Here is a 26,747-nt window from a genome sequence, read left to right on the forward strand (position 1 = left end):
GATTGAGTCCAGTTTCCGGTTATTTCGACGCGTCGCTGTTCGCGACGCCGGCCGCGCGCTGTTCCTGCCATTCGGTGCGCGCCACGCGCGAGCGCGCGAACACGGCTTCGAGGGCGGCGCCGTCGGCCGCTTCGATGGCGGCGCGCAAGCGCGCCAGCACCGCCGTGTAGGCGTCGAGTTCGTCGAGCAGCGCGACGCGATTGGCGACGCACACGTCGCGCCACATTTCCGGGCTCGACGCGGCGATCCGCGTGAAGTCGCGGAAACCGCCCGCGGCGAACGAGAATTTCAGCGCGGCGTCGGGCGAATTGAGAATCTGCTCGACCAGCGCGAATGAGAGCACGTGCGGCAAATGGCTGACCGACGCAAGCACGCGGTCATGCTGCTCGGGCGCCATGTCGCGCACGAGCGCGCCGGTAGCGCGCCACATCGCCGCGACGCGTTCCACGTCTGCCGGCGCATTTTCAGGCAGCGGGCACAACACCACGTTGCGGCCGACATACAGATCGGGCAGCGCCGCTTCCACGCCGCTGGCCTCGCGGCCGGCAATCGGATGCCCCGGCACGAACTGGGCGATGCGCGCGCCGAGCGCTGCGCGGGCTGCGGCGACCACGTCCGATTTGGTGCTGCCGGCGTCGGTGACGATCGTCGCGGCATCGAGAAACGGCGCGATGCGTTCGAGCAGCGGCTGCGTCTGCGCGACCGGCGCAGCCAGCAGGACGAAGTCGGCGCCCTTAAGCGCGTCACTGAGCGCGGCGTCGTCGTTCAGCGCCGCCGCACCGTCGATCACGCCGAGTTCCAGCGCGCGCTCAGTCGATGCGGCTGAACGTCCCACACCGATCACCTTGCGCGCGCCATCGGCCTCGCGACGTTCGCGCAACGCGCGCGCAAGCGATCCGCCGATCAGGCCGACACCGAAAATTACCAGCTTGTTAAATGAGAACGCGGCCACGTCGGTCACAGATAAAGCGCGCCTTTCATGCCGACGAGGCGCGCGGGTCAAGGGTTACCGCTTATGCGGCGGCGAGCGTTTTTTCGAGCGCCGCGATAAATGCTTCGTTTTCTTCCGGCAGGCCGATCGTGATGCGCAGCCACTGCAGCAAACCGTAGTTGCCGACCGGACGCACGATCACACCTTGCTTCAGCAATTCGAGGTTGACGCGGTTGCCGGCCGCGTCGTCGTTGCCGACACGCACCAGCACGAAGTTGCCGTCCGACGGTACATACTCCAGGCCGAGCTTGTCGAACGCTTCGGTCAGTCGGCGATAGCCCTGCGCGTTCAGCGCGGCGCTCTTTTCCAGGAACGCCTTGTCGTTCAGCGCGGCGATCGCCGCGGCTTGCGCGAGCGTGTTCACGTTGAACGGCTGACGCACACGATTCAGCAAATCGGTCAGCTCAGGTTGCGCGATCGCGAAACCCACGCGCAAACCGGCAAGACCGAAAGCCTTCGAGAACGTGCGCGACACCAGCAGATTCGGATAGCGACGCACCCACGCGATCGAGTCGTAGCGCTTCTCTTGCGGCAGATATTCCGTGTACGCCTCGTCCAGCACCACGACCACGTGGCGCGGCACCTTGTCGAGAAACGCCTCGAGCCTGGACCCTTCGATAAACGTGCCGGTCGGGTTGTTCGGATTCGCGACGAAAATCAGGCGTGTGTCGTCCGTAACGGCGGCAAGCATTGCGTCGAGGTCGTGACCATATTTAACGGCCGGCACGACGATCGCGCGTGCACCCAAGCCTTGCGTGGCCAGCGCGTAAACCGCGAATGAGTACTGCGCATAAACGATTGACTGGCCTTTTTCGACAAACGCGTGGGCAGCGATTTCGAGGATGTCGTTGCTGCCGTTACCAAGTGTGACCCACTCGGCCGGCACGCCGTAGCGCTCGCTCAGCGCCGCCTTCAACTCGAACGCATTCGCGTCCGGGTAACGGCCCAGTTCGCTCGCGGCCTGCGCCATGGCGCGTTGCGCCGACTCCGGCATGCCGAGCGGATTTTCGTTCGACGCGAGTTTCACGATGGTCGCTTCGTCCAGACCGAACTCGCGGGCCACTTCCGAAATCGGTTTGCCTGCGATGTAAGGCGCAATCGCGCGCACGTAGGAAGGACCGAAAGACGCTGTCATGAGAATCTCCGAACGACTATGAGTAATTGAATGGCGGCGGCCACGGCAAGATGCCACGCGCCGCCGCTTGAATTTCGTTACCGGGCGCGCGGATACGAGCCCAGAATCTTCAGGAACGCGGCCTTCTCGCCGAGTTCGGTGAGCGCGGCGGCAACCGCCGGATCGTCGCGATGGCCTTCGACGTCGATGTAGAAGTAGTACTCCCACGTGCCGACGCGCGCCGGACGCGATTCGAAACGCGTCATGGACACGCTGTGACGCGCCAGCGGCTCCAGCAGCTTGACCATCGCGCCCGGTTCGTTCACCACCGACACGATCAGCGACGTCTGGTCGTAACCGCTCGGGCCGGCCGGCTGCTTGCCGATCATCACGAAGCGCGTGCGGTTGTGCGGATCGTCCTGGATCAGCGCATACGCCACTTGCAGGCCGTAATGGGTCGCAGCGCGATCGCCCGCGATCGCCGCCACGGTGGGATCTTCCGCCGCCATGCGTGCCGCTTCGGCGTTGCTCGACACCGCCTGGCGCTCGAGATGCGGCGCGTTGGTCGACAGCCAGCGTTGGCACTGCGCAAGCGCCTGCGCATGCGCGCACACGCGCGTCACGCCGGTGAGGCCGCCGTTCAGCGTCAAGAGATTGTGATGAATCGGCAAAGCCAGTTCGCCGCCGATCGTAAGTTGCGTTTGCAGCAGCAGGTCGAGCGTGCGCGACACCGCGCCTTCGGTCGAATTCTCGACGGGCACAACGCCGAATTCCGCAGCGCCGGCTTCGACCGAACGGAACACTTCGTCGATCGACGGACAGGGCAGGCCTTCGATCGACTGACCGAAGTACTCGTGCATCGCCTGTTCGCTATACGTGCCAACCGGCCCGAGATACGCGGCCTTGATGGTTTTCTCGAGCGCGCGGCTCGCGGCCATGATCTCGCGCCAGATCGCGCTGATATGCTCGCTCGCGAGCGGCCCTTCGCTCATGTCCTGCAAACGCGCGATCACTTGCTGTTCACGCTCGGGCCGAAACACCGGCGCGTTGAAATGCTTCTTGACTTCGCCCACTTCGAGCGCCACGGCGGCGCGCTGATTGAGAAGCGCGATCAATTGCGCGTCGAGCGCGTCGATGCGTTCGCGAAGGGGTTTGAGTCGGGTATTGAGTTCGTCGTCCATGCGTGAAAACGGCCCTGCCGGTAGCTGCTGCACAAATGCGTGCTGGAAAGGATGCGCGCGCCGTAATACTTAGGCGCTGCACTGTTCGAATTCCTTCATGTATTCGACAAGCGCTTTGACGCCCTCGAGCGGGACGGCGTTATAAATCGACGCCCGCATGCCGCCGACGGACTTGTGGCCCTTTAGCTGCACCATTCCCCGCGCTTTCGCGCCGGCCAGGAAATCTTCGTTGCGCGACTCGTCGGCGAGGAAAAACGGGACGTTCATCCGCGAGCGCGAGCCACGCTCGACCCTGTTCAGATAGAAGCTGCTCGAGTCGATGGCGTCGTACAGCAGTTTCGACTTTTCGACATTACGCGCTTCCATCGCGGCAAGGCCACCCTGCTTTTTCAACCACTTGAACACCAGCCCGGCGATGTAGATCGCATAAGTGGGCGGCGTGTTGTACATCGAATTGTTCTCGGCGACGGTCTTCCATTCGAACGCCGAAGGGCAGATCGACTGCGCGCGATCCAGCATGTCTTCGCGCACGATCACCACCGTTACGCCGGCCATGCCGATGTTCTTCTGCGCGCCGCCGAACAGCACGCCATATTTGGCGATGTCCATGGGACGCGACAGGATGTGCGATGAGGCGTCGGCCACGAGCGGAATATCGCCGAGATCGGGAATCTCGAATGTCTCGACGCCGTGGATCGTCTCGTTCGTGCACAGATGCACGTAAGCCGGGTCGTCCGACAGTTGCCATTCAGAGCGGGCGGGTGCGCGCGTGAAACCGTCAGCCGTCTGACCGCTCGCCGCCAGATGCACCGTACCGTACTTCTGCGCTTCCTTGAACGACTTCTGCGACCACGAACCCGTTACGACGAAATCCGCGCGCGGCTTCGCGCCCATCAGGTTCATCGGCACGATTGCGTTCTCGCCGAGTCCGCCGCCTTGCAGGAACAGGATGCGATGGCTCGCCGGCACCTCGAGCAGATCGCGCAGATCGACGAGCGCTTCCTCGTGGATCGACATGAATTCTTTCCCGCGATGGCTCATCTCCATCACGCTCATGCCGCTGCCTTGCCAATCGAGCATTTCGTCGGCGGCTTGACGCAGCACTTCTTCGGGCATGGCCGCGGGGCCGGCGGAGAAATTAAAGACGCGCATCGTGAGATCCTGGAAGCAGGCGCAAAAAAGGAAGAACGCGCAAAGATCGGCGAAGCTGGCAGCCGTGCAAACAACGCCGGTGACGCTAGCAACGCAATTTTGCCGGCGCGATTTTCTGACGCGGATTCGGACCATTTCGCGCCGAAAAAAGATAATGGCCGTCTGCGCGCGTGCGCAAACGGCCATTATCGCATTGTCATCGCCAAGCCGCCAAACCCGGCGCGCCATTCAACCTATGAGGCGGACCTGCGGGGCGGCGGCTGGCGCGATGTCAGCGCAGCCTCTCGACCTTAGCTTTACTTGGCCGGCTTGACCGAAGCGACTTCCTTGTCAGCCTGGTCACGCGTTGCCTTGATCGATTGCGGCATGTACTTTTGCATCAAGCCATTCACGACGTCGCGGCCAACCTGGTCTTGCACCTGGATGAACTTGCGGCCGGTCGGGCTCTTGTAGAACGTGGTCAGATCCTTGATTTCCGACGTGCTGTAGTACTTCGCGTAAGCGTCGTACTGAGCTTGCATGGCGTCCTGACGGAACGAATCCGTTGCGAACACCTGGCCTGCGCCGTCAACCAGCTTCGGCACGGCGTTCTTTTGCAGCGTCGGCACGGAAGCCTGCTTCTGCTTGTCCGTCATCGTCTTGTTTTCGCTCAGCGCGTCCGACAGGATGGCCGGCACCAGCTGCTTGGCTTGCATCTGGGCGCTGTTGCCGATCGCGCCGACGAGCTTCTGCGCGTCGATTGCGTCCAACAGGTCCTTGATTGCAGCCTGCTTGGCCGGATCAACCGGTGCCGCGGCAGCAGCCGGAGCCGCCGGAGCCGAGCTCTGAAGCGCTTGAGCCATGGCAAAGGTCGGCACGAGGGCAGCCAGCAACACCAGTTGTTTGAATCGTTTTTGCATCATTACTCCCTAATAGAAATGAACTTGAGCAGCAAGCCGCGCGGGACACGTATCAGCCCGACACGCCATTATTCCCGGCGCAGCTTTCAACTAATCACTGAGACTGCGAGACGCTGACGCGAATCAGGCCGCACCGCCTTCTTCGCCACCGTTGTCGCCTTCTGCGGGACCTTCGGCGTCGCCTTCCACGTCACTTTCTGCCTCGGCCTCAGCAACCTGTTGCAGACCTGAAAGCTTGGTCCCTTCGTCAAGGCTGATGAGTGTAACACCTTGGGTTGCACGTCCCATTTCTCGAATTTCCGAGACGCGCGTACGGATCAGCACGCCCGTATTGGTGATCAGCATGATCTGCGCTTCCTGATCCACCAGCGTGGCGGCCACGACCTTGCCGTTACGCTCCGACGTCTGGATCGCGATCATGCCCTTCGTGCCGCGACCATGGCGGGTGTACTCGGTGATCGGCGTGCGCTTGCCAAAACCGTTTTCCGTTGCGGTCAGCACCGACTGCTGCTCGTCGCCGGCCACCAGCAGCGCGATCACGTTCTGACCATCTTCGAGCTGCATGCCGCGCACGCCGCGTGCTTCCCGGCCCATCGGACGCACGTCGTTCTCGTCGAAGCGCACCGCCTTGCCCGAATCCGAGAACAGCATCACGTCGTGCTGACCGTCAGTAATGGCGGCGCCGATCAGGTAATCGCCGTCATCCAGGCCGACCGCAATAATACCCTTGCGCAGCACGCGGCCAAAGGCTTCCAGCGGCGTCTTTTTTACGGTTCCTAACGCGGTGCCCATGAAGACGAATTTGTCAGCCGAAAATTCCTTGACCGGCAGGACGACCGTGATCTTCTCGCCTTCCTGAAGCGGGAAGATATTGATGATCGGACGGCCGCGCGAGTTCCGCGAGCCTTGCGGCACTTCGTAGACCTTCACGCTATAGACGCGGCCGCGATTCGAGAAGCACAGAATGTGATCGTGCGTGTTCGCGATGAACAGCGTGTCGATCCAGTCGTCTTCCTTCATTGCCGTGGCCTGCTTGCCGCGGCCGCCGCGCTTCTGCGCGCTGTACTCGGACAACGGCTGCGATTTCACGTAGCCCGCGTGCGACATGGTCACGACCATCTCTTGCGGCGTGATCAGGTCTTCGGTGTTCAGTTCGGTGGCGTTCAGCTCGATCTTCGAGCGGCGCGCGTCGCCGAATTCGGCTTTGATCGACGTGAGTTCGTCGACGATGATCGCCGTAATGCGCTCCGGGCGAGCCAGAATGTCCAGCAGGTCGGCGATTTGCGCCATCACTTCGCGGTACTCGCCGATGATCTTGTCCTGCTCCAGGCCAGTCAGGCGCTGCAGACGCATCTGCAGAATTTCCTGAGCCTGGGTGTCGGACAGACGGTAAAGGCCGTCGGACTGCATGCCGAACGACGGATTCAGTCCGTCAGGACGGTAGGCATCGCGACCGCCCGCCGTCGCGTTTTCCGTCTCGGCGCGCGACAACATTTCGCGCACCAGCGACGAATCCCACGGACGCGCCATCAATTCCTGCTTGGCGATCGGCGGAGTCGGAGCGGCTTTGATGATCGCGATGAACTCGTCGATATTGGCGAGCGCAACCGCCAGACCTTCGAGCACGTGGCCGCGTTCGCGCGCTTTACGCAGTTCGTATACAGTGCGCCGCGTCAGCACTTCCCGGCGATGCGACAGGAAGCACGACAGCATTTCCTTCAGGTTCAGCAGCTTCGGTTGGCCGTCGACCAGCGCGACCATGTTCATGCCGAAGGTGTCCTGAAGCTGGGTCGCCTTGTACAGATTGTTCAGAACGACTTCCGGCACTTCGCCGCGCTTGAGCTCGATCACAACGCGCATGCCGCTCTTGTCCGACTCGTCGCGGATGTCGGAAATGCCTTCGAGCTTCTTCTCGTTGACCAGCTCGGCGATGCGCTCCAGAAGTGAGCGCTTGTTCACTTGGTACGGCAGTTCGTCGACGATGATCGACATGCGCTGACCGCGGTCGATTTCCTCGAAGTGCGTGAGCGCGCGCATCACCACGCGGCCGCGGCCGGTGCGATAGCCGTCGCGCACGCCGGCCACGCCGTAGATGATGCCGGCGGTTGGGAAGTCGGGCGCCGGAATGATCTCGATCAGTTCGTCGATCGTGGCTTCCGGGTTCTTGAGCAGATGCTGGCAGGCGTCGACAACCTCGTTGAGGTTGTGCGGCGGGATGTTGGTCGCCATGCCGACCGCGATGCCGGACGAGCCATTGATCAGCAGATTGGGGATGCGCGCCGGCAGAATGGCCGGTTCGTTTTCGCTGCCGTCGTAGTTCGGCGTGAAATCGACCGTTTCCTTGTCGATGTCGGCCAGCAGCTCGTGACCAATCTTCGCCATGCGGATTTCGGTGTACCGCATCGCCGCGGCATTGTCGCCGTCGACCGAGCCGAAGTTGCCCTGACCGTCCACCAGCATGTAGCGCAGCGAGAAGTCTTGCGCCATCCGGACGATGGTGTCGTAAACAGCCGTATCGCCGTGCGGGTGATATTTACCGATGACGTCGCCGACAATACGCGCCGACTTCTTGTACGCCCGGTTCCAGTCGTTGTTCAGTTCGTGCATCGCGTACAGCACGCGCCGGTGCACCGGCTTCAAACCATCGCGAACATCGGGAAGCGCACGCCCCACGATCACGCTCATCGCGTAATCGAGATACGAACGGCGCATTTCCTCCTCTAGGGAGATTGGCAGAGTCTCTTTGGCGAATTGATCCATTATCCGTATCTTTTACGTGCCAAGACGACGGCTTAACTTCAATTCGCCGCGCCTTCGCGTAAGCATTGCAGCGCAACGCATCACGCGATTCTAACATGCCGCGAATCCGCTCCCGACGAAGGTACGTATACCTATTAGTGAGACACGCGCGAAGCGCTCCTGGGCACTCATTTTTGGAACCGGTCAGGCTCGATTCGTGCGTGGGGCAATTCGCCGCTCAGCCATGACTGGCGGAGCCTCCAGGGAATTGCTTTTGTTGCGCATGCACCACATTTGGAGGGTGATTTGATGGGGGGCAGATTTTTTTATCGTTGGAAGGGAACGATATGGCAAAATGCCAACGCACAAAGAGTTAGACACTGCTCGAAGTCTACACAGCACGTTTTTTGTTCTACACCGATGTTATACTTCGAGCAATGTATGACTTGTCTTCGTCAACAGGCTCGCAGTAAACCTGCGGTAATCTCAATTTCGAGAGGAGAAATATGAATAAACTTTCAAAGCTCGCGTTCATTGCAGCTACCGCGGTTATGGCTGCATCCGCCATGGCACAGTCGGTGCCGGCGTCGCGACAAGCTACGAACGACAACTGGGTGAATGGTACCGGCGAATACGTGTGGATGAACGGCACGAACGAGCTGTGCTGGCGCGATGCATTCTGGACTCCGGCAACGGCCAACGCAAAGTGCGACGGCGCTCTGGTTGCTCAAGCTCCGACTCCGCCGGCTCCGGTCGCACCTGCACCGGCTATTACTAGCCAGAAGATTACGTATCAAGCTGACGCACTGTTCGACTTTGACAAGGCAATCCTGAAGCCGGCTGGCAAGGAAAAGCTGGACGATCTGGCATCGAAGATCGGCGCGCTGAACCTGGAAGTCGTCGTCGCAACGGGTTACACGGACCGCATCGGTTCGGACAAGTACAACGACCGTCTGTCGCTGCGTCGCGCTCAAGCTGTGAAGGCATACCTGGTCAGCAAGGGTATCGAATCCAACCGTATCTACACGGAAGGCAAGGGCAAGCGCAACCCGGTCACGACCGGTTGCAACCAGAAGAACCGCAAGCAACTCATCGCCTGCCTCGCACCGGATCGTCGCGTGGAAGTCGAAGTTGTCGGTACTTCGAAGCAGTAAGCTACAAAATACCGCAGTATCAAAGCCCCGCTTCGGCGGGGCTTTTTTTATGCCCGGCCAAAAGTGCGACGCCACTTCGGGCACCGCGCCGACCCTCGAGCGGGAGGCATTTTGCCGCTCCGTCCCGCGCCCTATATACTCGGGGTTTATCCTCGAGCGCCCGCTCACCGCTCTCTTCGAGGCAGTTTCCGCCATGACCAACGCCGATCCCCACGAACTCCAGAAATTCAGCGATCTTGCGCATCGTTGGTGGGACCCGAATGCCGAATTCAAGCCGTTACATGAGCTCAATCCGATTCGCCTGAACTGGATCGACGCGCACGCGCATCTCGCGGGCAAGACCGTGCTGGATATCGGCTGCGGCGGCGGCATTCTGTCCGAGTCGATGGCCGGTTTGGGAGCGCATGTGAAGGGCATCGACCTGTCGACCCAAGCTTTGGGCGTGGCCGATCTTCACAGCCTTGAAAGTGGTGTAACCGTCGATTACGAAGAAATCGCCGCCGAGGCGCTCGCCGCCCGCGAACCCGCGAAGTACGACGTCGTGACCTGCATGGAAATGCTCGAGCACGTGCCTCAGCCTGCCGCCATCGTCGAGGCGTGCAAGACGCTGGTGAAACCCGGCGGCTGGGTGTTCTTTTCCACCCTGAACCGCAACGTGAAGTCATACCTGTTCGCCGTGATCGGCGCCGAATACATCGCGCGCATGCTGCCCAAGGGCACGCACGACTACGCGCGCTTCATTCGCCCGTCTGAACTGGCGAGCTTCGTGCGCGGCGCCGATCTGCGTACGGCCGACATCAAAGGCATCGTGTACAACCCGCTCAGCAAGCATTTCATGCTGTCCGCCGACACGAGCGTGAACTACATGCTCGCCTGCCGCCGCGACGTTTGATCCGCCCCGACCTGCCGGACCTATCGAACCAATGAGCGATCCCACGCCCCTGCCTCAACGCGAAGACAACGAAGATGCACTCGGTCTTTGCCATGCCGTCCTGTTCGACCTCGACGGCACGCTAGCCGACACGGCGCCCGACCTCGCGGCGGCCGTCAACAAGATGCGCCACGATCGCGGGCTCGAGATGGTGCCGCTCGAAAATCTGCGCCCGCTTGCGTCCGCGGGCGCGCGCGGGCTGATTGGCGGCGCGTTCGGGATCGGCCCCGATAGCCACGAGTTCGCGTCGATGCGCGAGGAGTTCCTCGCCAACTACGAGGCGGACCTATGCATCGAGACCACGCTGTTTCCAGGCATTCCCGAGATGCTCGACGAGCTGGACGCGCGCGGCGTGCGCTGGGGCATCGTCACGAACAAGGTGGCGCGGCTCACCGAGCCGCTGATCGCGCAACTCGGCCTCGAAGAGCGCGCGGGTTGTGTCGTGAGTGGCGACACTACGCCGCATTCGAAACCGCACCCGGCGCCGTTGCTGCATGCGGCGCGCGAACTGGACGTGATGCCGGAGCGCATCGTCTACGTCGGCGATGATTTGCGCGACGTGCAGGCTGGTTTCGCCGCCGGCATGAAGACGGTCGCGGCGGCATACGGTTACTGCGGCAACGACATCCCGCCGACGCAATGGCATGCGCAACACGTTGTCCAATCGCCGACGGAATTGCAGAGGCTGCTGCGCGACATAGGCTGAAGCGCAGGCGGCAAAAGCCGAGCCGCCGCGCCGGCCGCGCCAATGAGTCAGGACGTGGCCGTCGATCTATTGTAAAATCTCCGTCTGGCTCAGAAACTTGAGCAACGAACCGCGGGGGCGACCTGGTTTCGACAGGGGTTGCGAAGCGGCTAGGGCATGTCGAGGCCCCGTCACCTCGTAAATCAGCGGGAAAAACGTAACTGCAAACGACGAAACGTTCGCACTGGCAGCCTAAGGGCCGCCGTCCTCTGCCTAGTTCACTGACGGGCTAGAGTCGCAAGACCGGTAGCAATACCGACAGAGGTCATATACGTCAGTTAAGCCTTGGTGGTGTCACGACATCCGGGTCGAAAACCTAGTGAATCGCCGTAGTGCAGCGTGTTCGTCCGCGTCACTATGGTTAAATCAAAAGACAGAACTACACATGTAGAACTAGTCGTAGAGTGCTTCTGGACGCGGGTTCGATTCCCGCCGCCTCCACCAGAGCATGTTTCACGCTGCACCATCAAGTCTCACCGGAAACCCGTAAGCGGCCTGCTGCTTGCGGGTTTTTTCTTATCCCTCGCGCCCTCCCGCTGCGCGCTTTCGCGCACTATCCTTTTCCTATCTCATCCACGCGCCGTTCTCTGACGGATCTATTCCGATCGTCTTGCGAAGAAGTGGATTGGAATAAACGCATCCGCTCAGTCGTTTGATCCTCACGCGCGCACGCCGTGCCTCGCGTGAGACCAACACCAAAATCAGGAGCCGACATCATGCGCAAGACTCTCTTCTGCCTCGCCCTTCTCGCCCTGCAACAAAGCGCTTTCGCCGAAGCACCGAAAATCGTCGACGGGCGTTTCGTCAGTGCAGACGGCATGACGCTCTACACCTTCGACAAGGACACCACACCCGGCGTGAGCGCCTGCACGGGCGGCTGCATGAACTACTGGCCCGCGGCCACGGCGAGCGCCTCAGACAAACCGTCGGGCGACTGGACCGTGATCACTGGCGCGGACGGCAAGCCGCAATGGGCGTACAAAGGCCATCCGCTCTATCGCTACGCAGCGGACAAACAGGCGGGAGACATGAAAGGAGAAGGCTTCAAGGACATGTGGCACACGGCAAAACCTTAAGCGCGCGCCGCGAGCCAACAACAACTACGCCAGACTGAACCTGGGAGCCGAACGGAAGACGCCGGCAGAACGCCGGCGTCGCACTAACAACGAACACGCGCGTCCGCTTATTCGTCTTTAGGACACTGCAGATTGCAGCCATTCGGATCGCCCATATCGCCGCGTTTGCGCATGGCCGATTTTTTGCCAGTCTGGTATTTGCCCGAAGGAGCCGACGCCGCAAACGGCATTTGCGGATGCTCCGCGAGACGAAACTGATCTTGCAGAATGCCGCCCGGAACACCCGGCGAATTCTGTGCGAAAGCAACCGATGCGGTCGCGAGGAGCACACCAGCCGTCGCAACGGCAGCACATGCGTGAAGAATGACTTTCATAGGGATCGGCGCGACGTAGCGCGCGGTTTAGGCGGAAGCGGAAGCTTAGAGAGTATCCCAAACGGACGCCAGACGCAGCGCCAGACACACGCGAATGTTTACCGCCGCTTACGCCCCCGCTTCGCCCAAGCCCTCTTCGAGATCGACCACCTTGCCGCAGTCTTGCGGGTCATAGCCTTCGAGCTGATCGACGCTACGGCGAAACGCGCTGCCGCGCAGCAATCCGAGCACCGTCGCCAGCGGCATACGTTCGAGGCGCGCGCGGTCGCAGGCGAAATAATAGTCTTCGTCGACAATCGGGATGAAGTCCAGACCGAAATGGTGCGCCGCCGGCTCCACGCCGAAACCCACATCCGCCATGCCACTCGCGACAAACGCCGCAATCGCCGAATGCGTGAGTTCGGCCGACGCATAGCCATTGACCCGATCCGGATCGACTCCGACTTTCCGTAGCGCGAGATCGAGCAACATACGGGTGCCAGAACCAGGCTGCCGATTCACGAAGCGGATATCGTCGCGCGCGAGATCGCCCAGGCCGGCAATTCCCTTCGGATTGCCCTTGCCGAGAAAAAGCCCTTGCTTGCGTCGCGTGAGATGCACGAGCACGTGACGCTGCGGGTCGAGCCAGCGCCGATACGCATCGGCACAAGCCGAGCGAAACTCGCCGAGCGGCAAATGGAAGCCGGCCAGATCGCATTCGCCGCGCGCAAGCGCGCTGACGGCGTCCGCGCTGTCGCGATACTTGATGTCGACCGGCAGTTCGTTGGCGACCAGCGCCGTCACGAGCGCGGCCACGGCATAGCCGTGCGACGCGAAGATGCGCACGTCGTCGGCGGGCGGCGCGAGCCAGCGGTTCAGATCGCTCGCCACTTCGCTGGCGAGTGCCTGCATATTGCCGTCGAGCCGCTCGCCGCACAGACGCTGCGCGCGCAACACCGCTTGCCCGAGTTCGGAGAGAACCGAGCCGCGGCCACGCTCCTTTGCGATCAGCGGACCGCCTAAGCGCTCCTCGATGCTGCGCAGCAAACCCCACGCGTGACGGTAGGACAAACCCTTAAGCGTCGCCGCCTGCGCGATGCTGCCGGACTCGTCCACTAGCGCGAGCAGCGGCACCACGTCCGACAGGCTTGCCTCCCGGCCGTCCGGACCCTTCACCACCAGTTGCACCTGACACTCGATTCTGACCATATATGTTGAACTCTTTCCTATTGCATCGGCCGAATTGCCCGCCTATTGTTCGGCTATCCCATATCGAATAAACGAAGCATAAGTGCACGCATTATGAATAACAAGTGCATATATGACTTTGGAGGAGCCCCCACTTGGACGATTCCATCGCCATCGCGCCGGATCAACTCGTTGAGCGTCACGCGCAACCGGGCGTGTCGCTGCTAGCGGTCTTGCACGCGATCCAGGACGAAGTTGGCTACGTGCCACCCGCCGCGGTCGCGCCGCTCGCGCGCGCCATGAATCTGTCGCGCGCGGAAGTGCACGGCGTCATCACCTACTACCACCATTTCCGCACCCAGCCGCCCGCGCCCGTCACGGTGCAACTGTGCCGCGCGGAAGCCTGCCGCAGCATGGGCACCGAAGCGCTCGCGCAACATATCGAGGCGCACACGGGTTGCCGCTTCGACGGCGAACATCAGCACGGCGCGGCGGTGGAACTGGAATCGGTGTACTGCCTCGGCCAATGCGCGCTGTCGCCGGCGCTGATGCTCAACGGCACGCTGCACGCCAGAGTCACGCCGCAAAAGTTCGACGCGATCTTCGCGGCCGCCAGCAAGTGCGTGGAGGTGACGGCATGACACGCATCTACGTTCCCCGCGATTCGTCGGCGTTGGCGCTTGGCGCTGACGCGCTCGCACAAGCAATTGAAAACGAAGCAGCACGCCGCGGCCTCGCCATCGAACTGGTTCGCAACGGTTCGCGCGGCTTGCTGTGGCTCGAACCGCTCGTCGAAGTTCAGACCTCTGAAGGCCGCATCGGCTACGCCAATATCGAAGCCGGCGATGTCTGTGCGCTGTTCGACGCCGGTTTCCTGGAAGGGGGCGCGCACGCAAACCGCGTCGGCGTGGTCGACGAGATTCCGTATCTGAAGAAACAGCAGCGCCTCACGTTCGCCCGCATCGGCATCACGGATCCGCTTTCCATCGACGACTACATCGCCCACAGCGGCCTCGAAGGCTTGCGCAACGCGCTGCAAACCGACGGCGACGCCGCCTGCGAAGCGTTGATCGAATCCGGTCTGCGCGGCCGCGGCGGCGCGGCCTTCCCCGCCGGCATCAAATGGCGCACGGTGCGCGGCGCCAAGGCGGCGCAGAAGTACATCGTCTGCAACGCGGACGAAGGCGATTCCGGCACATTCTCCGATCGCCTCGTGATGGAAAGCGATCCGTACGTGCTGATCGAAGGCATGATCATCGCGGGTGTCGTGACGGGCGCGACGGTCGGCCATATCTACGTGCGCAGCGAGTATCCGCATTCGATCGCCATGCTCGAAGCCGCCATCGCCAAAGCGCGTGCCGCCGGCTGGCTCGGCGACAGCGTCCTCGGCTCGACGCATCACTTTGAACTGTTCGTCGCGAAAGGCGCCGGCGCTTACGTATGCGGCGAGGAAACGGCACTGCTCGAATCGCTGGAAGGCAAGCGCGGCATCGTGCGCGCCAAGCCGCCGGTGCCGGCGCTCGTCGGCCTGTTCGGTCAGCCGACGGTGATTAACAACGTCATCACGCTCGCTACGGTGCCGATCATCTTCGCGCGCGGCGCGGCGTTCTACAAAGACTTCGGCATGGGCCGCTCGCGCGGCACGCTGCCGTTCCAACTCGCGGGCAATGTGAAGCAAGGCGGACTCGTCGAACTGGCGTTCGGCGTGACGCTGCGCGAACTGCTCTACGACTACGGCGGCGGCACGGCGAGCGGCCGGCCGGCGCGCGCGGTGCAAGTGGGCGGTCCGCTCGGTACGTATCTGCCGGAAAGCCAATGGGACATTCCGATGGACTACGAGGCGTACGCGGCAGTCGGCGCAGTGGTGGGCCACGGCGGCCTCGTCGTGCATGACGACACCTCGAATCTCGCCGAACTCGCGCAGTACGCCATGCACTTTTGCGCGCTCGAATCGTGCGGCAAATGCACGCCGTGCCGGATCGGCTCGACGCGCGGCGTCGAAGTGATCGGACGGATTCGCAATGGCGATACGTCCACACGACAGGTGCAGTTGCTGCGCGATCTGTGCGACACGATGGTGTCCGGTTCGCTGTGCGCGATGGGCGGCATGACGCCGTTCCCGGTGTTGTCCGCGCTCGATCATTTCCCCGAAGACTTCGGTCTCGCCGACGTATCTCATCACACGCCGAAAGCGGCCTGACCCAGGAGCCCACCATGTCCGACGTGCTCAACTCTCCCACTGGCGGCTGCGGCTCCGGCAACTGCGCGTGTAAATCGCAGGCGCAGCAACAGCGCGCGCCCCGCTCCTTCTTCGACGACACCGATTTCGGCACGCCCGAGCGTCACGCCGATATCGACATCACGCTGGAAATCGACGGCCAGTCCGTCACCGTTCCCGCCGGCACCTCGGTGATGCGCGCCACCGTCGAAGCGGGCGTCAACGTACCGAAGCTCTGCGCGACGGATTCGCTGGAACCGTTCGGCTCGTGCCGTTTGTGTCTGGTGGAAATCGAAGGCAAGCGCGGCTATCCCGCTTCGTGCACGACGCCGGTCGAAGCCGGCATGAAAGTCCGCACGCAAACCGATCGTCTGCAGTCGCTGCGCCGCAATGTGATGGAGCTGTATATCTCCGATCACCCGCTCGACTGCCTCACCTGCCCCGCCAACGGCGACTGCGAACTGCAGGACATGGCCGGCGTCACGGGCCTGCGCGAAGTTCGCTACGGCTTTGACGGCGCGAATCACCTGAAGGACAGGAAAGACGAATCGAATCCGTACTTCACCTACGACGCGTCCAAGTGCATCGTCTGCAATCGCTGCGTGCGCGCGTGCGAGGAAACGCAAGGCACGTTCGCGCTGACCATTGCAGGACGCGGTTTCGAATCGCGCGTGGCGGCCAGCGAGAACGTGCCGTTCATGGAATCGGAATGCGTGTCGTGCGGCGCGTGTGTGGCCGCGTGCCCGACCGCTACCTTGCAGGAAAAGACCGTCATCATGCTCGGCCAGGCCGAGCATTCGGTCGTCACCACCTGCGCGTATTGCGGCGTCGGCTGCTCGTTCAAGGCGGAGATGAAAGGCAACGAGGTCGTGCGGATGGTGCCGCACAAGAACGGCCAGGCCAATGAGGGCCACGCGTGCGTGAAGGGCCGCTTTGCCTGGGGCTACGCGACGCACAAGGACCGCATCACCAAGCCGATGATCCGCGCGAAGATCACCGATCCGTGGCGCGAAGTCAGCTGGGAAGAAGCGCTCACGTATGCGGCCTCGGAATTCCGCCGCATTCAGGCCAAACACGGGCGCGATTCGATTGGCGGCATTACGTCGTCGCGTTGCACGAACGAAGAAACGTATCTGGTGCAAAAGCTCGTGCGCGCCGCGTTCGGCAACAACAACGTCGACACCTGCGCGCGCGTTTGTCACTCGCCGACTGGGTATGGACTGAAGACCACGCTCGGCGAATCGGCGGGCACGCAGACTTTCGCGTCCGTGGATAAAGCCGACGTGATCATGGTGATCGGCGCGAATCCGACCGACGGCCATCCGGTGTTCGGCTCGCGTCTGAAGCGCCGCGTGCGTGAGGGTGCGAAGCTGATCGTCGTGGATCCGCGCCGCATCGATATCGTCGATACGCCGCATGTGAAGGCGTCTCATCATCTGCAATTGCGGCCGGGCACCAACGTGGCCGTCGTGAATGCGCTGGCGCACGTGATCGTCACCGAAGGCCTCGTGAACGAAGCGTTCGTCGCCGAGCGCTGCGAAGCGCGCGCGTTCGAGCAATGGCGCGACTTCGTCGCGCTGCCGGAGAACGCGCCGGAGGCAACCGAGGCCGTGACCGGCGTGCCGGCTCAATTCGTGCGCGAAGCCGCCCGCATCTATGCGACCGGCGGCAACGCCGCGATCTACTACGGCCTCGGCGTCACCGAACACGCGCAAGGTTCGACGATGGTGATGGGCATCGCCAACCTCGCGATGGCGACGGGCAACATCGGTCGCGAAGGCGTCGGCGTGAATCCGCTGCGCGGCCAGAACAACGTACAAGGTTCGTGCGACATGGGCTCGTTCCCGCACGAACTGCCGGGCTATCGTCACATCAGCGACACGGTCACGCGCACGCTGTTCGAAGACGCCTGGAACGTCACGCTGCAGCCGGAACCGGGCCTGCGCATTCCGAACATGTTCGACGCCGCCGTGCACGGCACCTTCAAGGGCCTGTACTGCCAGGGCGAAGACATCGTGCAGTCGGATCCGAATACGCATCATGTGTCGGCGGCGTTGTCGTCGATGGAATGCATCGTCGTGCAGGACATTTTCCTGAACGAGACCGCCAAGTATGCGCACGTGCTGCTGCCGGGTTCGTCGTTCCTCGAAAAGGACGGCACGTTCACCAACGCGGAGCGCCGCATCTCGCGCGTACGCAAGGTCATGCCGCCGGTGCCGGGCTACGCCGACTGGGAAGTCACGGTACTGCTCTCGCGCGCTCTCGGCTACGAGATGGACTACACGCACCCGTCGCAGATCATGGACGAGATCGCGCGCCTCACGCCCACTTTCCACGGCGTTTCGTACAAAAAGCTCGACGAGATGGGCAGCATTCAGTGGCCTTGCAACGAAGATGCGCCGGACGGCACGCCGACCATGCACATCGACAGTTTCGTGCGCGGCAAGGGCAAGTTCGTGATCACGAAGTTCATCGCGACGCCCGAGAAAGTCACGCGCAAATTTCCGATGCTGCTCACGACGGGCCGTATCCTGTCGCAGTACAACGTGGGCGCGCAGACGCGCCGCACCGAGAACTCGCGCTGGCACGACGAGGACCGGCTGGAAATCCATCCGCATGACGCCGAAGAACGCGGCATCAAGACCGACGACTGGGTCGGCATTGAATCGCGCGCGGGACAAACCGTGTTGCGCGCGAAGGTGACGGAGCGCATGCAACCGGGCGTCGTTTATACGACGTTCCACTTCCCTGAGTCGGGCGCGAACGTGATCACCACCGATAGCTCGGACTGGGCGACCAACTGTCCGGAGTACAAGGTGACCGCGGTGCAGGTGATGCCGGTCGAACAGCCGTCGCAATGGCAGCAAGACTATTCGCGTTTCAACACCGAACAGCTCGATCTGCTGAAGCAGCGCGAGCTGGCCAACGCGACATCGGGCAAGTGAGGGCGGCCATGGACAATCAGAACCTGATCGACATGGCCAACCGGATCGGCGACTTTTTCGATTCGATGCCGGACCGCGAGGAAGCGCTCGCCGGCATCGCCGACCATATCCGCCGTTTCTGGGAGCCGCGTATGCGACGCGCGTTGCTGGCTTCGCTCGATGAGCCGGATGCGGGCGGCATCGAGATGTCGGCCATCGTCACGGAGGCGCTTGTTAAACACCGCGAGCAATTGACGCCGGCGGCGCCGACGACAGTGTAGCCAGGGCGCGGCTGCGCAGCCGCAGCCGCATCACAACGCCGCCTGTTCCGGCAGCTCGCCATTCACCGTGAACCACGCTTCGCAATGCCGCAACAGGCCGTGCAAATCGGAGCCGGTGCGTCCGCGCGCGCTGATGTAGCCATCCGGGCGCACCAGATAAAACGACGGCCGCGTGCGCCCATACGATTCGGAAAGCGCCGGGCCGCCATCGCCGTTGGTATCCGTGATGCGCCAGATGCGCACCGCGCCCGGCAGCAATCGCTCGACCTCGGCCGCCACGCGTTCCATTTCCGGGTCCGGCGGCGGCGCATGCTTCGCTGCGGGATCGAGCGGCGTTTCGTCGACGGGCAGCGGCGGCACCAGCAGGAACAGCGAGAAGAACGCCGGATCGTGCAGATCGAAAATGCAGCCGACGCCGGGCGCGCGGCCAAGCGGTCCGTCCACCACATGCACCAGCGCATCGGGCGCGCGCTCACCGGCGCGCGGTCCGCCATCGAGCACGCGTTCGAGCGTCAGCGGACTGCGCCGGTACTGGATCGACAGTTCGCTGATCGTGGCGCGTGCCGCATCGCGCAGCGGACCCAGCGCGGCGAGCACCGGCATCACGCGTTCGCGCAAAAGCTTGAGCGGTCCGTGATCGGCCTCGGCCATCTGGGTGATGAAGCCGGTCTGCCGCAACACGTCACGTTCGATCGGATGACGCTCGGTGTGATAGGTGTCGAGCAGCCGATCCGGCGCCGCGCTCTTCATGACGCGCGCCAGCTTCCAGCCGAGATTGAACGCCTCCTGAATGCCGGTGTTCATGCCTTGCGCGCCGGCCGGACTGTGCACATGCGCGGCGTCGCCCGCGAGAAAGATGCGGCCCACGCGCAGCCGGTCCACCATGCGACTGTTCACATGGAAATACGCGGACCACGCCAGATCCGACACGTCGACGCGCTCGCGCACGCGCCGCGCGATCAGCGCCTTGCACTCTTCGAGCGACGGCGCCGGCACCTTGTTCAACGGCGGTTCGCCCAACACCGCAGGCGTCGCGGCAGGCGCGAGCGCGGCAGGCTCGACCGCATGATCCGCAATCAGGCGATGCCGGCCGTGGCCCATCGGAAACAGCGCCACCAATCCTTCGCCAGACGCGAAGATATGAAACTCGTCTTCGGGCCAATCGGTTTCGGCGTGCAGGTCGGCGAGCAGGAACGTCTGCTCGAAGGTCTTGCCTTCGAAGCCCAGACCCAGCCGGTGGCGGATCGCGCTATGCGCGCCGTCGGCGGCGATCATGTACGACGGCCGCATCGTCTCCGTGTGACCGTCCGCGCGGCGCAGCGTCGCCTGAATGCTGGCGGAGCCTTGCGCGAACATGGTCAGTTCGACGCCGCGTTCGACCGTCACGCCGAGCGTCGCAAGATGCTCCGTCAGCAAGCGCTCGGTCACGGACTGATCGACAAACAGCAGATACGGATAGCGCGTGTGGAGCGGATCGAAATCGAGTTGCGCAAGACGCATGCCGTTCGAAAACAGATTGGCGATGCGCGCGCGATGGCCGAGTTCGAGAAACGGTTCGACCAGCCGATGCTGCTCGAGCAACTCGAGCGTGCGCGCCTGGATGCCGATCGCCCGCGAACACGGGTTCGGTTGCATGGCTTTGTCGATCAGACGCACGGGGATGTGGGCACGCGCCAGACTCATGGCCGCGGCGAGCCCGGTGGGGCCGGCACCGACGATCAGCACCGGCGACGCATCGTTTGCGGCAGCGTCCATGCGGAACTCCGGAAACAACAATGCGTTCTAGTGTACGCCCGCAGGAACTCGCCTTGGAGCGCCGCCGGCAAGCCGCTGACGGTGCGCTGCATCAATCATGCGATTGGCTTGCGCTTGCCCCACGCTTGCTGCGCGTGCCAGTTTGCCTCAATGCGCGTGCGGCGCATGATCCATTGCGCACCGATGGTTCGTGGTGCCAAGGTCGACTTGCAGCGTCGCGTGCTGCATCGAAAAGCGCTCGCGCAGTATGACGACGATGGCGTCGAGCGACTCGTCGCCGGGGTGGCCGGCCGGCATCACCAGATGCGCGCTGAGCGCATTGCCGGTGGTCGACAGGGCCCACACGTGCAGATCGTGCACATCGACGACGCCGGGCTGCCCCGCCAGATAATCGCGGATACTTTGCAGATCGACGCCGGGCGGCACGGCGTCGAGCGCGAGGCGCACCGAATCGCGCAACAGGCCCCACGTGCCGACCACCACGACCGCCACCACGAGCAGGCTCATGATCGGGTCGAGCCACGTCCAGTTGGTGTAGAGAATCACGAGACCGCTCACCGCGACCGCCGCCGAGATGCCGGCATCCGCCGCCATATGCAGGAAGGCGCCGCGAATGTTCAGGTCTTCCTTCTGCCCGCGCATGAAGAGCCACGCGGAAATACCATTGACCACCACGCCGACCGTCGCGACGACGAACACCGCGAGTCCCGCCACTGGCGCGGGATTCATCAGCCGCCCGATGGCTTCGGCGACGATCACGCCGCACGCGAACAGCAGCAGCCCGGCATTGACGAGCGAGGCGAGGATCGACGAGCTGCCGTAACCGAACGTGTAACGCGCCGACGGACGGCGCGTGGCGAGCCACGACGCGCCCCAGGCGAGCAGCAGCCCGAGCACATCGGAGAGATTGTGGCCGGCATCGGCGAGCAACGCGGTGGAATGCGCGAGAACGCCGTAGACGGCTTGCGCGATCACGATGGCGATGTTCAACACGACCGCGAGCGCGAACGCACGGCCGTGGCCTGCGACGGGAGCATGGGCGTGGTGGTGGCCGGCGTGGCCGTGGCTGTGGCCGTGGCCGCTGTGACTGTGGCCGCTGTGCGTGTGGTTGTGCCCACCGTGGCTGTGGCTGTCACCGTGGCTGCTTTCGCTGTGGCTGTGTACGCCTTGCGCCTGACCAACCTGGTCAGCGTGGCCCGAAGTGCAATCGTGGCGGTCTGCCGCGAGTGCGTTTGGAGTTTCCGGTTTCTTCATGACGGTTCCAGTGAATCATCGCCGGCCGGTTCGGCCACGTGTTCGAGCATGCCGGCCAGCATCGCGCTGATGTGGCGGTCGGCGGCGAGATAGAAGACCTGCTTGCCCTGCCGCTCCGCGCGCACGATCCGCGCCGCGCGCAGCAGCCGCAAATGATGGCTTACGAGCGACGACGACAAACCCAACGCCTCAGCAATCGCCCCGACGGCGCGCCGCTCGTCGCGGCAAGCCAGCACGATGCGCAAGCGCGTGGGGTCGCCGAGCAGACGAAACAGATCGGCCAGCGGCACGATCGTGTCGACCGAGCGATCGTCAAAGCTCGCAAACAACGAGGTGGAAGCAAGGGAAGAAGCCATGGCGGGCGGCGCTGCGGAAGAACATATGAATATGTATTCATATGTTACAGATATCGAGACAACCGGTCAAATCGGAGCGCGGTCCGGCGAGTGTGGGAAAATGCGGCCTCTGCCTCACCTGAATGCCATCCCGCGTCATGCAACCTGTATTTGACCGCGCTTTCGCGGCGCATCGTGACGGCCGCCTCGACGACGCCGAGCGCGGCTACCGCGCGACGCTCGACGGCAATCCCGCGCACGTCGACGCGTTGCACCTGCTGGGCGTCCTGCGCCACCAGCAGGGCCAGCACGCCGAAGCCGCCGAGCTCGTGCGGCGCGCGGTGAACCTGCGTCCGGAAGACGCCGCGCTGCAACTGAATCTGGGCAACGCGCTGAAAGCGCTGGGCCAGATCGACGACGCCATCGAACAGTTCCGCAACGCGCTGACGCTCGCGCCGTCGTTCCCGATGGCGCACTACAACCTCGGCAATGCCTACGCCGCCGCGGGCCGTCATGAAGACGCCGCCGATGCGTTCGAAAAGTCGTTGCGGCTGCAACCGGACGACGCTTCGTCGCACAACAATTTCGGCAACGCACTGCACGCGCTCGGGCGCCACACGGAAGCCATCGCCGCGTTCCGGCGCACGCTCGAACTGCGTCCCGGTCACGCCGGCGCGCTCAATAACATGGGCATGTCGCTGAACGCGCTCGGTCGCGCGGAAGAAGCGATCCCGTGTTTCCAGACGGCGTTGGCGGCCGAACCGCGCTTCGTCGCCGCGCACTTCAATCTCGCCAACACCTTCGACGCCACCGGCCGCCATGCCGAAGCCGTCGCGTCGTTCAAGGCGGCGCTGGGGTTGCAGCCGAACCTGCCGCCGGCGATCTTCGGCATGGGTAACGCGCTCGCGGCATTGGGACGCCACGCCGAGGCGCTGCCGTATCTCGAACGCGCCGTCGGTCTCGATCCGCAATTCGCGCTCGCGTGGCTGAGTCTGGGCACCGCGCATCAGGCGCTGGGCGCGCATGGCCCCGCCGTGCGTGCGCTGGATCAGGCGCTGCGTCTTCGTCCCGATCTCGCCTCCGCGCATATGAACCGCGCGCTCGCGTGGCTCGCGCTGCGCGATTTCGCGCGCGGGCTGCCGGAATACGAGTGGCGCCTGCAAACCATGGCGCAGCCGGTGATCCAGACGCTGCCGCGTTGGCACGGCGAGCCGATCGCTGAACGTACGCTGCTGGTTCACGCCGAGCAGGGTTTCGGCGATACGGTGCAATTCGTGCGCTTCGTTCCGCTGGTCGCGCAGCGAGCGGCGCGCGTCGTGCTCGAAGTGCAGCCGCAACTGCTGCCCTTGCTGACTCCGGCCGCGCAAGCCTGGCGCGTGACGCTGATCGCCCAAGGCGCGCCGCGTCCCGCCGCCGATCTGCAATGTCCGCTGCTGAGCCTGCCGCTCGCACTCGGCACGACCTTCGACACCATTCCGCAGCGCACGCCCTACCTCAGCGTGCCACCCGCCTACGGCCGCAAATGGCGCGGCTCGCTCGGCGGCCAGGCCAAGCGCAAGATCGGCATCGCGTGGTCGGGACGCATCCAGCAAAACGAAACGCGTTCGATGCCGCTCGCCGCGCTCGATCCGTTGTTCGCACTCGAAGGCATCGACTGGATCGTGCTGCAGCCCGAGTTGAGCGCCGAGGAACGCATGGCGCTCGACGCGCATCCGCGCGTGGCGTCGATTCATCGCTTCGACAAGCGGATCGGCGACTTCGCGGACACGGCGGCGATCATCGAACGGCTCGACGCGGTGGTGTCGATCGATACGTCTATCGCGCACGTTGCCGGCGCGCTGCGCAAGCCGCTGTGGTTGATGCTGCCGTTCGCGGCGGATTGGCGCTGGTTTGCCGGCGAATCGCGCAGCCCCTGGTATCCGGGCGCAACGCTGGTGCGTCAGCCGCAACCCGGCGCGTGGGGCGATGTCGTCGGCGCCGTGGCGAACGCGTTGCGCAAGGGCTAGCGCACAGGCCGCCCGGCGATGTCAGCCGTTGCCGCCGGGCACAAAACAAAAACCCCGCGTTCCCGAGAACGCGGGGTTTTTTACTTGCCCGAATGACCCGAAAACGGTGAAGCTCAGGCCGTCCGATATTGATTGCGCGATTCCGGCGTGCGATACAGCACCAACGTCGCGATCAACCCGCAAATCGCCGCCGCACCCAGGAACAGACCCGGTGCCGCCTTGTTGCCGGTCGAGTGAATCAACAGCGTCGAGATTGCCGGCGTGAAGCCGCCGATCGTCGTGGCGAGGCTATAGGCAAGCGAGAAACCCGCGGTCCGCACTTCGACCGGCATGACTTCGGTCAGCGCCACGACCATCCCGCCGTTATAGCTGCCGTACAGGAACGACAGCCACAGTTCGACTTCCAGCAGACGCGCGAACGACGGGTCCGCCACCAGCCACTGCAGCGCCGGATACGCGGTGACGATGGTCAGGATAGTGAAGGCCAGCAGCACCGGACGGCGGCCGATACGGTCGGACAACGCCCCCGCGAGCGGCAGCCAGATCAGGTTCGACAGACCGATGCAGACCGTAACGATCAACGTATCGATCGACGACAGCTTCAACACTTCCTTGCCGAAGGTCGGCGTGTACGCAGTGATCATGTAGAACGACACGGTGGTCATGATCACCATGCCCATGCCGCCGAGCACGATGCCCCAGTTCGCGGCCATCGTCTTCATGATCTCGCTCATCTTCGGATGGTGCTTGCGTGCCTTGAATTCTTCGGTCTCCTGCAACGAACGGCGGATCAGGAACAGGAACGGCACGATCAGGCAGCCGATCAGGAACGGCACGCGCCAGCCCCAGGCGGTCATCTGATCAGCCGGCAACAGCTTGTTCAGGAACACGCCGATCAGCGCGGCGAACACCACCGCGACCTGCTGGCTGCCCGACTGCCACGAGCAATAGAAGCCCTTGTTGCCCTTGGTGGCGATCTCCGACAGATACACCGACACGCCGCCCAGTTCGACCCCAGCGGAGAAACCTTGCAACAGCCGGCCGCCCAGAACGAGCACTGGTGCGAGCAAGCCGATCGTCGCGTAACCTGGAATCGATGCGACCGTGAGCGTGCCGAGCGCCATCAAGCCGAGCGTGAGGATCAGGCCTTTGCGCCGGCCGTGATGATCGATGTACGCGCCGAGGACGATCGCGCCGAGCGGCCGCATCAGGAAGCCCGCGCCGAATACCGACAGCGACAGCATAAGCGAGGCGAATTCGTTGCCGCTTGGAAAGTAGGTCTTGGCGATCGCCGAAGCGTAATAGCCATAAACCATGAAGTCGTACATCTCAAGGAAGTTGCCGCTGACGACGCGGAAGACTGTCTTGACTTTGGATTCTTGCGATGTGGAAGTAGCGTGTGTCGCTGTAGACATGACATTCTCTGATGAGCCTGTCGCCACGCGGGAATCGGCGACGGCAGGCAGTTGAAACGATCCACCACGTTTTGGCAGGCGGATGCCTCGGACGGCTGCAAGAGAACGCGCCCGGGGGCGCTGCATTTTCATGCTGAACGCATTCTCGCGGTATCAGGGTAAACGTTGGGACTCACGCGGTGGCCGCTCCACGTAATGTTACCGATGAAGTCGCTGTCGCGAAATGCATACAGTTTCCTTACATAGAATGGCCAGTCGTCGCGATAACATTTGCAGTCAGGCATTCCGTTGATTACTACCCCGATGCGAACCACCCCCGCTCTTTCGCTGCGCCCCGCCACTTTCGTGGATGCCGCGCTCATTGCTTCGATCCACAGCACCAGTTGGCAGGCCACCTATCGCAGCCTGTTACCCGACGCATTTCTCGACGGCGAAGTCACGCGCGAACGCGCAGCCTATTGGGAAGCACGCCTGAGCGCGCCCGGCGGGGAACGCCGCATCGTACTGATCGCCGAACTTGCGGGCGAGCCGACGGGTTTTGTGTGCGTCGAACGTCAGCCGGAGTCCGCGTGGGGCGTGCTGCTCGATAACCTGCACACGCTGCCGGACTATCAGGGCATCGGCGTCGGCAAGCTGCTCATGCAGGCCGCCAAAGACTGGACTCGCGCGCAGGGCGAAGCGCAACTCTATTTGTATGTGCTCGAAGGGAATGCACCCGCGATCGGCTTCTATGAGCGGCAAGGTTGGCGGTTCGTCGGCGCCGAACCGGACCATATGGGCGGCGTGGATATTACAGCGTTGCGCTACGTCTACAGGCTCGATCGATAGGATAAGTGCCATCTGCCTGATCGTTGTCCAGGGTTGACCGATCCTGGACCTATCGACATGTCTTTTCGGAACCGTCCGATCCCGAGGTCGGCGGCGTCCTGGCATCATCCCCGCACCCTGCTGGCTTCACAGTGACCCGCCCATGCGCCCGTGTGCTTTTCCAGAGTACAACGCGGTGTTCGGCGGCGACATACGGCGTGCATGTCTG

At 63.2% G+C, this 26,747-nt stretch carries 23 protein-coding genes and 1 other RNA gene; 12 read left to right on the forward strand and 12 right to left on the reverse strand.

Going from position 1 to position 26,747, the window contains the following annotated elements; translation table 11 throughout:
- Window positions 1-19: 19 nt before the first annotated feature.
- The 4 genes from ACFSNN_RS24795 to serC all read right to left on the reverse strand — a co-directional run bounded on the left by ACFSNN_RS24795 (window position 20) and on the right by serC (window position 4,402).
- Window positions 20-961, reverse strand: coding sequence for a prephenate dehydrogenase (locus ACFSNN_RS24795; protein ID WP_134458122.1), 942 nt, complete (start codon window positions 959-961; stop codon window positions 20-22).
- Between the two features lie 52 nt (window positions 962-1,013).
- On the reverse strand, window positions 1,014-2,126 hold the full coding sequence (hisC, locus tag ACFSNN_RS24800; protein ID WP_134458121.1) for a histidinol-phosphate transaminase: 1,113 nt from the start codon (window positions 2,124-2,126) through the stop codon (window positions 1,014-1,016).
- Window positions 2,127-2,203: 77 nt separating this feature from the next.
- The gene (pheA, locus tag ACFSNN_RS24805; RefSeq protein WP_012433979.1) at window positions 2,204-3,286 is read right to left on the reverse strand and encodes a prephenate dehydratase; all 1,083 of its coding nucleotides are present in this window, start codon (window positions 3,284-3,286) and stop codon (window positions 2,204-2,206) included.
- 69 nt (window positions 3,287-3,355) lie between these two features.
- Complete coding sequence (serC, locus tag ACFSNN_RS24810; protein WP_244322816.1) at window positions 3,356-4,402, reverse strand: 3-phosphoserine/phosphohydroxythreonine transaminase; 1,047 nt, start codon at window positions 4,400-4,402, stop codon at window positions 3,356-3,358.
- Here serC and ACFSNN_RS24815 point away from each other — a divergent pair.
- The gene (locus tag ACFSNN_RS24815) at window positions 4,292-4,732 is read left to right on the forward strand and encodes a hypothetical protein (RefSeq protein WP_244322868.1); all 441 of its coding nucleotides are present in this window, start codon (window positions 4,292-4,294) and stop codon (window positions 4,730-4,732) included. The genes serC and ACFSNN_RS24815 overlap by 111 nt on opposite strands.
- Window positions 4,733-4,734: 2 nt before the next feature.
- On the opposite strand, the gene ACFSNN_RS24820 is transcribed toward ACFSNN_RS24815, so the two are convergent.
- Complete coding sequence (locus tag ACFSNN_RS24820) at window positions 4,735-5,337, reverse strand: DUF2059 domain-containing protein (protein WP_012433981.1); 603 nt, start codon at window positions 5,335-5,337, stop codon at window positions 4,735-4,737.
- 123 nt (window positions 5,338-5,460) lie between these two features.
- Window positions 5,461-8,097, reverse strand: a complete 2,637-nt coding sequence (gyrA, locus tag ACFSNN_RS24825) for a DNA gyrase subunit A (RefSeq protein ID WP_134458119.1) — start codon at window positions 8,095-8,097, stop codon at window positions 5,461-5,463.
- Window positions 8,098-8,582: 485 nt separating this feature from the next.
- On the opposite strand from gyrA, the gene ompA reads away from it, so the two are divergent.
- The 5 genes from ompA (at window position 8,583) to ACFSNN_RS24850 (ending at window position 11,982) form a co-directional block, all read left to right on the forward strand.
- Window positions 8,583-9,230: an outer membrane protein OmpA gene (gene ompA, locus ACFSNN_RS24830; RefSeq protein ID WP_012433983.1), complete on the forward strand. Its 648-nt coding sequence runs from the start codon at window positions 8,583-8,585 to the stop codon at window positions 9,228-9,230.
- Between the two features lie 193 nt (window positions 9,231-9,423).
- Window positions 9,424-10,122 (forward strand): bifunctional 2-polyprenyl-6-hydroxyphenol methylase/3-demethylubiquinol 3-O-methyltransferase UbiG, encoded by a 699-nt coding sequence (ubiG, locus tag ACFSNN_RS24835; protein WP_134458118.1) that lies wholly within the window; start codon window positions 9,424-9,426, stop codon window positions 10,120-10,122.
- Window positions 10,123-10,153: 31 nt separating this feature from the next.
- A complete protein-coding gene (gene gph / locus ACFSNN_RS24840; protein ID WP_134458117.1) occupies window positions 10,154-10,867 on the forward strand; it encodes a phosphoglycolate phosphatase in 714 nt (237 codons plus the stop codon).
- Between the two features lie 113 nt (window positions 10,868-10,980).
- Window positions 10,981-11,350, forward strand: a transfer-messenger RNA (tmRNA) gene (ssrA, locus tag ACFSNN_RS24845).
- 272 nt (window positions 11,351-11,622) lie between these two features.
- Complete coding sequence (locus ACFSNN_RS24850; RefSeq protein WP_012433989.1) at window positions 11,623-11,982, forward strand: COG4315 family predicted lipoprotein; 360 nt, start codon at window positions 11,623-11,625, stop codon at window positions 11,980-11,982.
- Between the two features lie 107 nt (window positions 11,983-12,089).
- On the opposite strand, the gene ACFSNN_RS24855 is transcribed toward ACFSNN_RS24850, so the two are convergent.
- A complete protein-coding gene (locus tag ACFSNN_RS24855; protein WP_134458116.1) occupies window positions 12,090-12,356 on the reverse strand; it encodes a hypothetical protein in 267 nt (88 codons plus the stop codon).
- 108 nt (window positions 12,357-12,464) lie between these two features.
- On the reverse strand, window positions 12,465-13,544 hold the full coding sequence (locus tag ACFSNN_RS24860; protein WP_134458115.1) for a substrate-binding domain-containing protein: 1,080 nt from the start codon (window positions 13,542-13,544) through the stop codon (window positions 12,465-12,467).
- A gap of 134 nt (window positions 13,545-13,678) precedes the next feature.
- Here ACFSNN_RS24860 and ACFSNN_RS24865 point away from each other — a divergent pair, with 134 nt between their 5' ends.
- Genes ACFSNN_RS24865 through ACFSNN_RS24880 form a run of 4 tightly spaced genes read left to right on the forward strand, consistent with a single transcriptional unit; the run spans window position 13,679 to window position 18,946 of the window.
- On the forward strand, window positions 13,679-14,164 hold the full coding sequence (locus tag ACFSNN_RS24865) for an NAD(P)H-dependent oxidoreductase subunit E (protein WP_134458114.1): 486 nt from the start codon (window positions 13,679-13,681) through the stop codon (window positions 14,162-14,164).
- A complete protein-coding gene (locus tag ACFSNN_RS24870) occupies window positions 14,161-15,723 on the forward strand; it encodes a formate dehydrogenase beta subunit (RefSeq protein WP_134458113.1) in 1,563 nt (520 codons plus the stop codon). The genes ACFSNN_RS24865 and ACFSNN_RS24870 overlap by 4 nt, the downstream gene beginning before the upstream one ends.
- Before the next feature lie 14 nt (window positions 15,724-15,737).
- Window positions 15,738-18,686 (forward strand): formate dehydrogenase subunit alpha, encoded by a 2,949-nt coding sequence (gene fdhF / locus ACFSNN_RS24875; protein ID WP_134458112.1) that lies wholly within the window; start codon window positions 15,738-15,740, stop codon window positions 18,684-18,686.
- A gap of 8 nt (window positions 18,687-18,694) precedes the next feature.
- Window positions 18,695-18,946: a formate dehydrogenase subunit delta gene (locus ACFSNN_RS24880; RefSeq protein ID WP_134458111.1), complete on the forward strand. Its 252-nt coding sequence runs from the start codon at window positions 18,695-18,697 to the stop codon at window positions 18,944-18,946.
- Window positions 18,947-18,976: 30 nt separating this feature from the next.
- Here ACFSNN_RS24880 and ACFSNN_RS24885 read toward each other — a convergent pair whose 3' ends face one another.
- The 3 genes from ACFSNN_RS24885 to ACFSNN_RS24895 all read right to left on the reverse strand — a co-directional run bounded on the left by ACFSNN_RS24885 (window position 18,977) and on the right by ACFSNN_RS24895 (window position 22,311).
- A complete protein-coding gene (locus ACFSNN_RS24885; RefSeq protein WP_134458110.1) occupies window positions 18,977-20,701 on the reverse strand; it encodes an FAD-dependent monooxygenase in 1,725 nt (574 codons plus the stop codon).
- Between the two features lie 147 nt (window positions 20,702-20,848).
- Window positions 20,849-21,955, reverse strand: coding sequence for a cation diffusion facilitator family transporter (locus tag ACFSNN_RS24890; protein ID WP_134458109.1), 1,107 nt, complete (start codon window positions 21,953-21,955; stop codon window positions 20,849-20,851).
- Window positions 21,952-22,311: an ArsR/SmtB family transcription factor gene (locus ACFSNN_RS24895; protein WP_134458108.1), complete on the reverse strand. Its 360-nt coding sequence runs from the start codon at window positions 22,309-22,311 to the stop codon at window positions 21,952-21,954. Before ACFSNN_RS24895 ends, ACFSNN_RS24890 begins: the two co-directional genes overlap by 4 nt.
- Window positions 22,312-22,448: 137 nt before the next feature.
- On the opposite strand from ACFSNN_RS24895, the gene ACFSNN_RS24900 reads away from it, so the two are divergent.
- Complete coding sequence (locus ACFSNN_RS24900) at window positions 22,449-24,296, forward strand: tetratricopeptide repeat protein (RefSeq protein WP_134458107.1); 1,848 nt, start codon at window positions 22,449-22,451, stop codon at window positions 24,294-24,296.
- 113 nt (window positions 24,297-24,409) lie between these two features.
- Here ACFSNN_RS24900 and tcuC read toward each other — a convergent pair whose 3' ends face one another.
- A complete protein-coding gene (tcuC, locus tag ACFSNN_RS24905; protein WP_134458106.1) occupies window positions 24,410-25,711 on the reverse strand; it encodes an MFS transporter in 1,302 nt (433 codons plus the stop codon).
- 303 nt (window positions 25,712-26,014) lie between these two features.
- Between tcuC and ACFSNN_RS24910 the strand changes: the two genes are divergently transcribed.
- Window positions 26,015-26,539 (forward strand): GNAT family N-acetyltransferase, encoded by a 525-nt coding sequence (locus ACFSNN_RS24910; RefSeq protein WP_134458105.1) that lies wholly within the window; start codon window positions 26,015-26,017, stop codon window positions 26,537-26,539.
- Window positions 26,540-26,747: the final 208 nt, after the last annotated feature.

The sequence above is a fragment of the Paraburkholderia dipogonis genome (assembly GCF_042680985.1).
GTDB classification, from domain to species: domain Bacteria; phylum Pseudomonadota; class Gammaproteobacteria; order Burkholderiales; family Burkholderiaceae; genus Paraburkholderia; species Paraburkholderia phytofirmans.

Excerpts from the sequence above, each read along its gene's own strand:
- pheA (WP_012433979.1), bottom strand. The coding sequence starts at position 3,286 with ATGGACGACGAACTCAATACCCGACTCAAACCCCTTCGCGAACGCATC.
- ACFSNN_RS24890 (WP_134458109.1), bottom strand. The coding sequence starts at position 21,955 with ATGAAGAAACCGGAAACTCCAAACGCACTCGCGGCAGACCGCCACGAT.
- ACFSNN_RS24895 (WP_134458108.1), bottom strand. The coding sequence starts at position 22,311 with ATGGCTTCTTCCCTTGCTTCCACCTCGTTGTTTGCGAGCTTTGACGAT.
- fdhF (WP_134458112.1), top strand. The coding sequence starts at position 15,738 with ATGTCCGACGTGCTCAACTCTCCCACTGGCGGCTGCGGCTCCGGCAAC.
- ACFSNN_RS24855 (WP_134458116.1), bottom strand. The coding sequence starts at position 12,356 with ATGAAAGTCATTCTTCACGCATGTGCTGCCGTTGCGACGGCTGGTGTG.
- serC (WP_244322816.1), bottom strand. The coding sequence starts at position 4,402 with ATGCCCGAAGAAGTGCTGCGTCAAGCCGCCGACGAAATGCTCGATTGG.
- ACFSNN_RS24850 (WP_012433989.1), top strand. The coding sequence starts at position 11,623 with ATGCGCAAGACTCTCTTCTGCCTCGCCCTTCTCGCCCTGCAACAAAGC.
- ACFSNN_RS24860 (WP_134458115.1), bottom strand. The coding sequence starts at position 13,544 with ATGGTCAGAATCGAGTGTCAGGTGCAACTGGTGGTGAAGGGTCCGGAC.
- hisC (WP_134458121.1), bottom strand. The coding sequence starts at position 2,126 with ATGACAGCGTCTTTCGGTCCTTCCTACGTGCGCGCGATTGCGCCTTAC.
- tcuC (WP_134458106.1), bottom strand. The coding sequence starts at position 25,711 with ATGTCTACAGCGACACACGCTACTTCCACATCGCAAGAATCCAAAGTC.
- gyrA (WP_134458119.1), bottom strand. The coding sequence starts at position 8,097 with ATGGATCAATTCGCCAAAGAGACTCTGCCAATCTCCCTAGAGGAGGAA.
- ompA (WP_012433983.1), top strand. The coding sequence starts at position 8,583 with ATGAATAAACTTTCAAAGCTCGCGTTCATTGCAGCTACCGCGGTTATG.
- ACFSNN_RS24820 (WP_012433981.1), bottom strand. The coding sequence starts at position 5,337 with ATGCAAAAACGATTCAAACAACTGGTGTTGCTGGCTGCCCTCGTGCCG.
- ACFSNN_RS24885 (WP_134458110.1), bottom strand. The coding sequence starts at position 20,701 with ATGGACGCTGCCGCAAACGATGCGTCGCCGGTGCTGATCGTCGGTGCC.
- ACFSNN_RS24900 (WP_134458107.1), top strand. The coding sequence starts at position 22,449 with ATGCAACCTGTATTTGACCGCGCTTTCGCGGCGCATCGTGACGGCCGC.
- gph (WP_134458117.1), top strand. The coding sequence starts at position 10,154 with ATGAGCGATCCCACGCCCCTGCCTCAACGCGAAGACAACGAAGATGCA.
- ACFSNN_RS24870 (WP_134458113.1), top strand. The coding sequence starts at position 14,161 with ATGACACGCATCTACGTTCCCCGCGATTCGTCGGCGTTGGCGCTTGGC.
- ACFSNN_RS24910 (WP_134458105.1), top strand. The coding sequence starts at position 26,015 with ATGCGAACCACCCCCGCTCTTTCGCTGCGCCCCGCCACTTTCGTGGAT.
- ACFSNN_RS24880 (WP_134458111.1), top strand. The coding sequence starts at position 18,695 with ATGGACAATCAGAACCTGATCGACATGGCCAACCGGATCGGCGACTTT.
- ubiG (WP_134458118.1), top strand. The coding sequence starts at position 9,424 with ATGACCAACGCCGATCCCCACGAACTCCAGAAATTCAGCGATCTTGCG.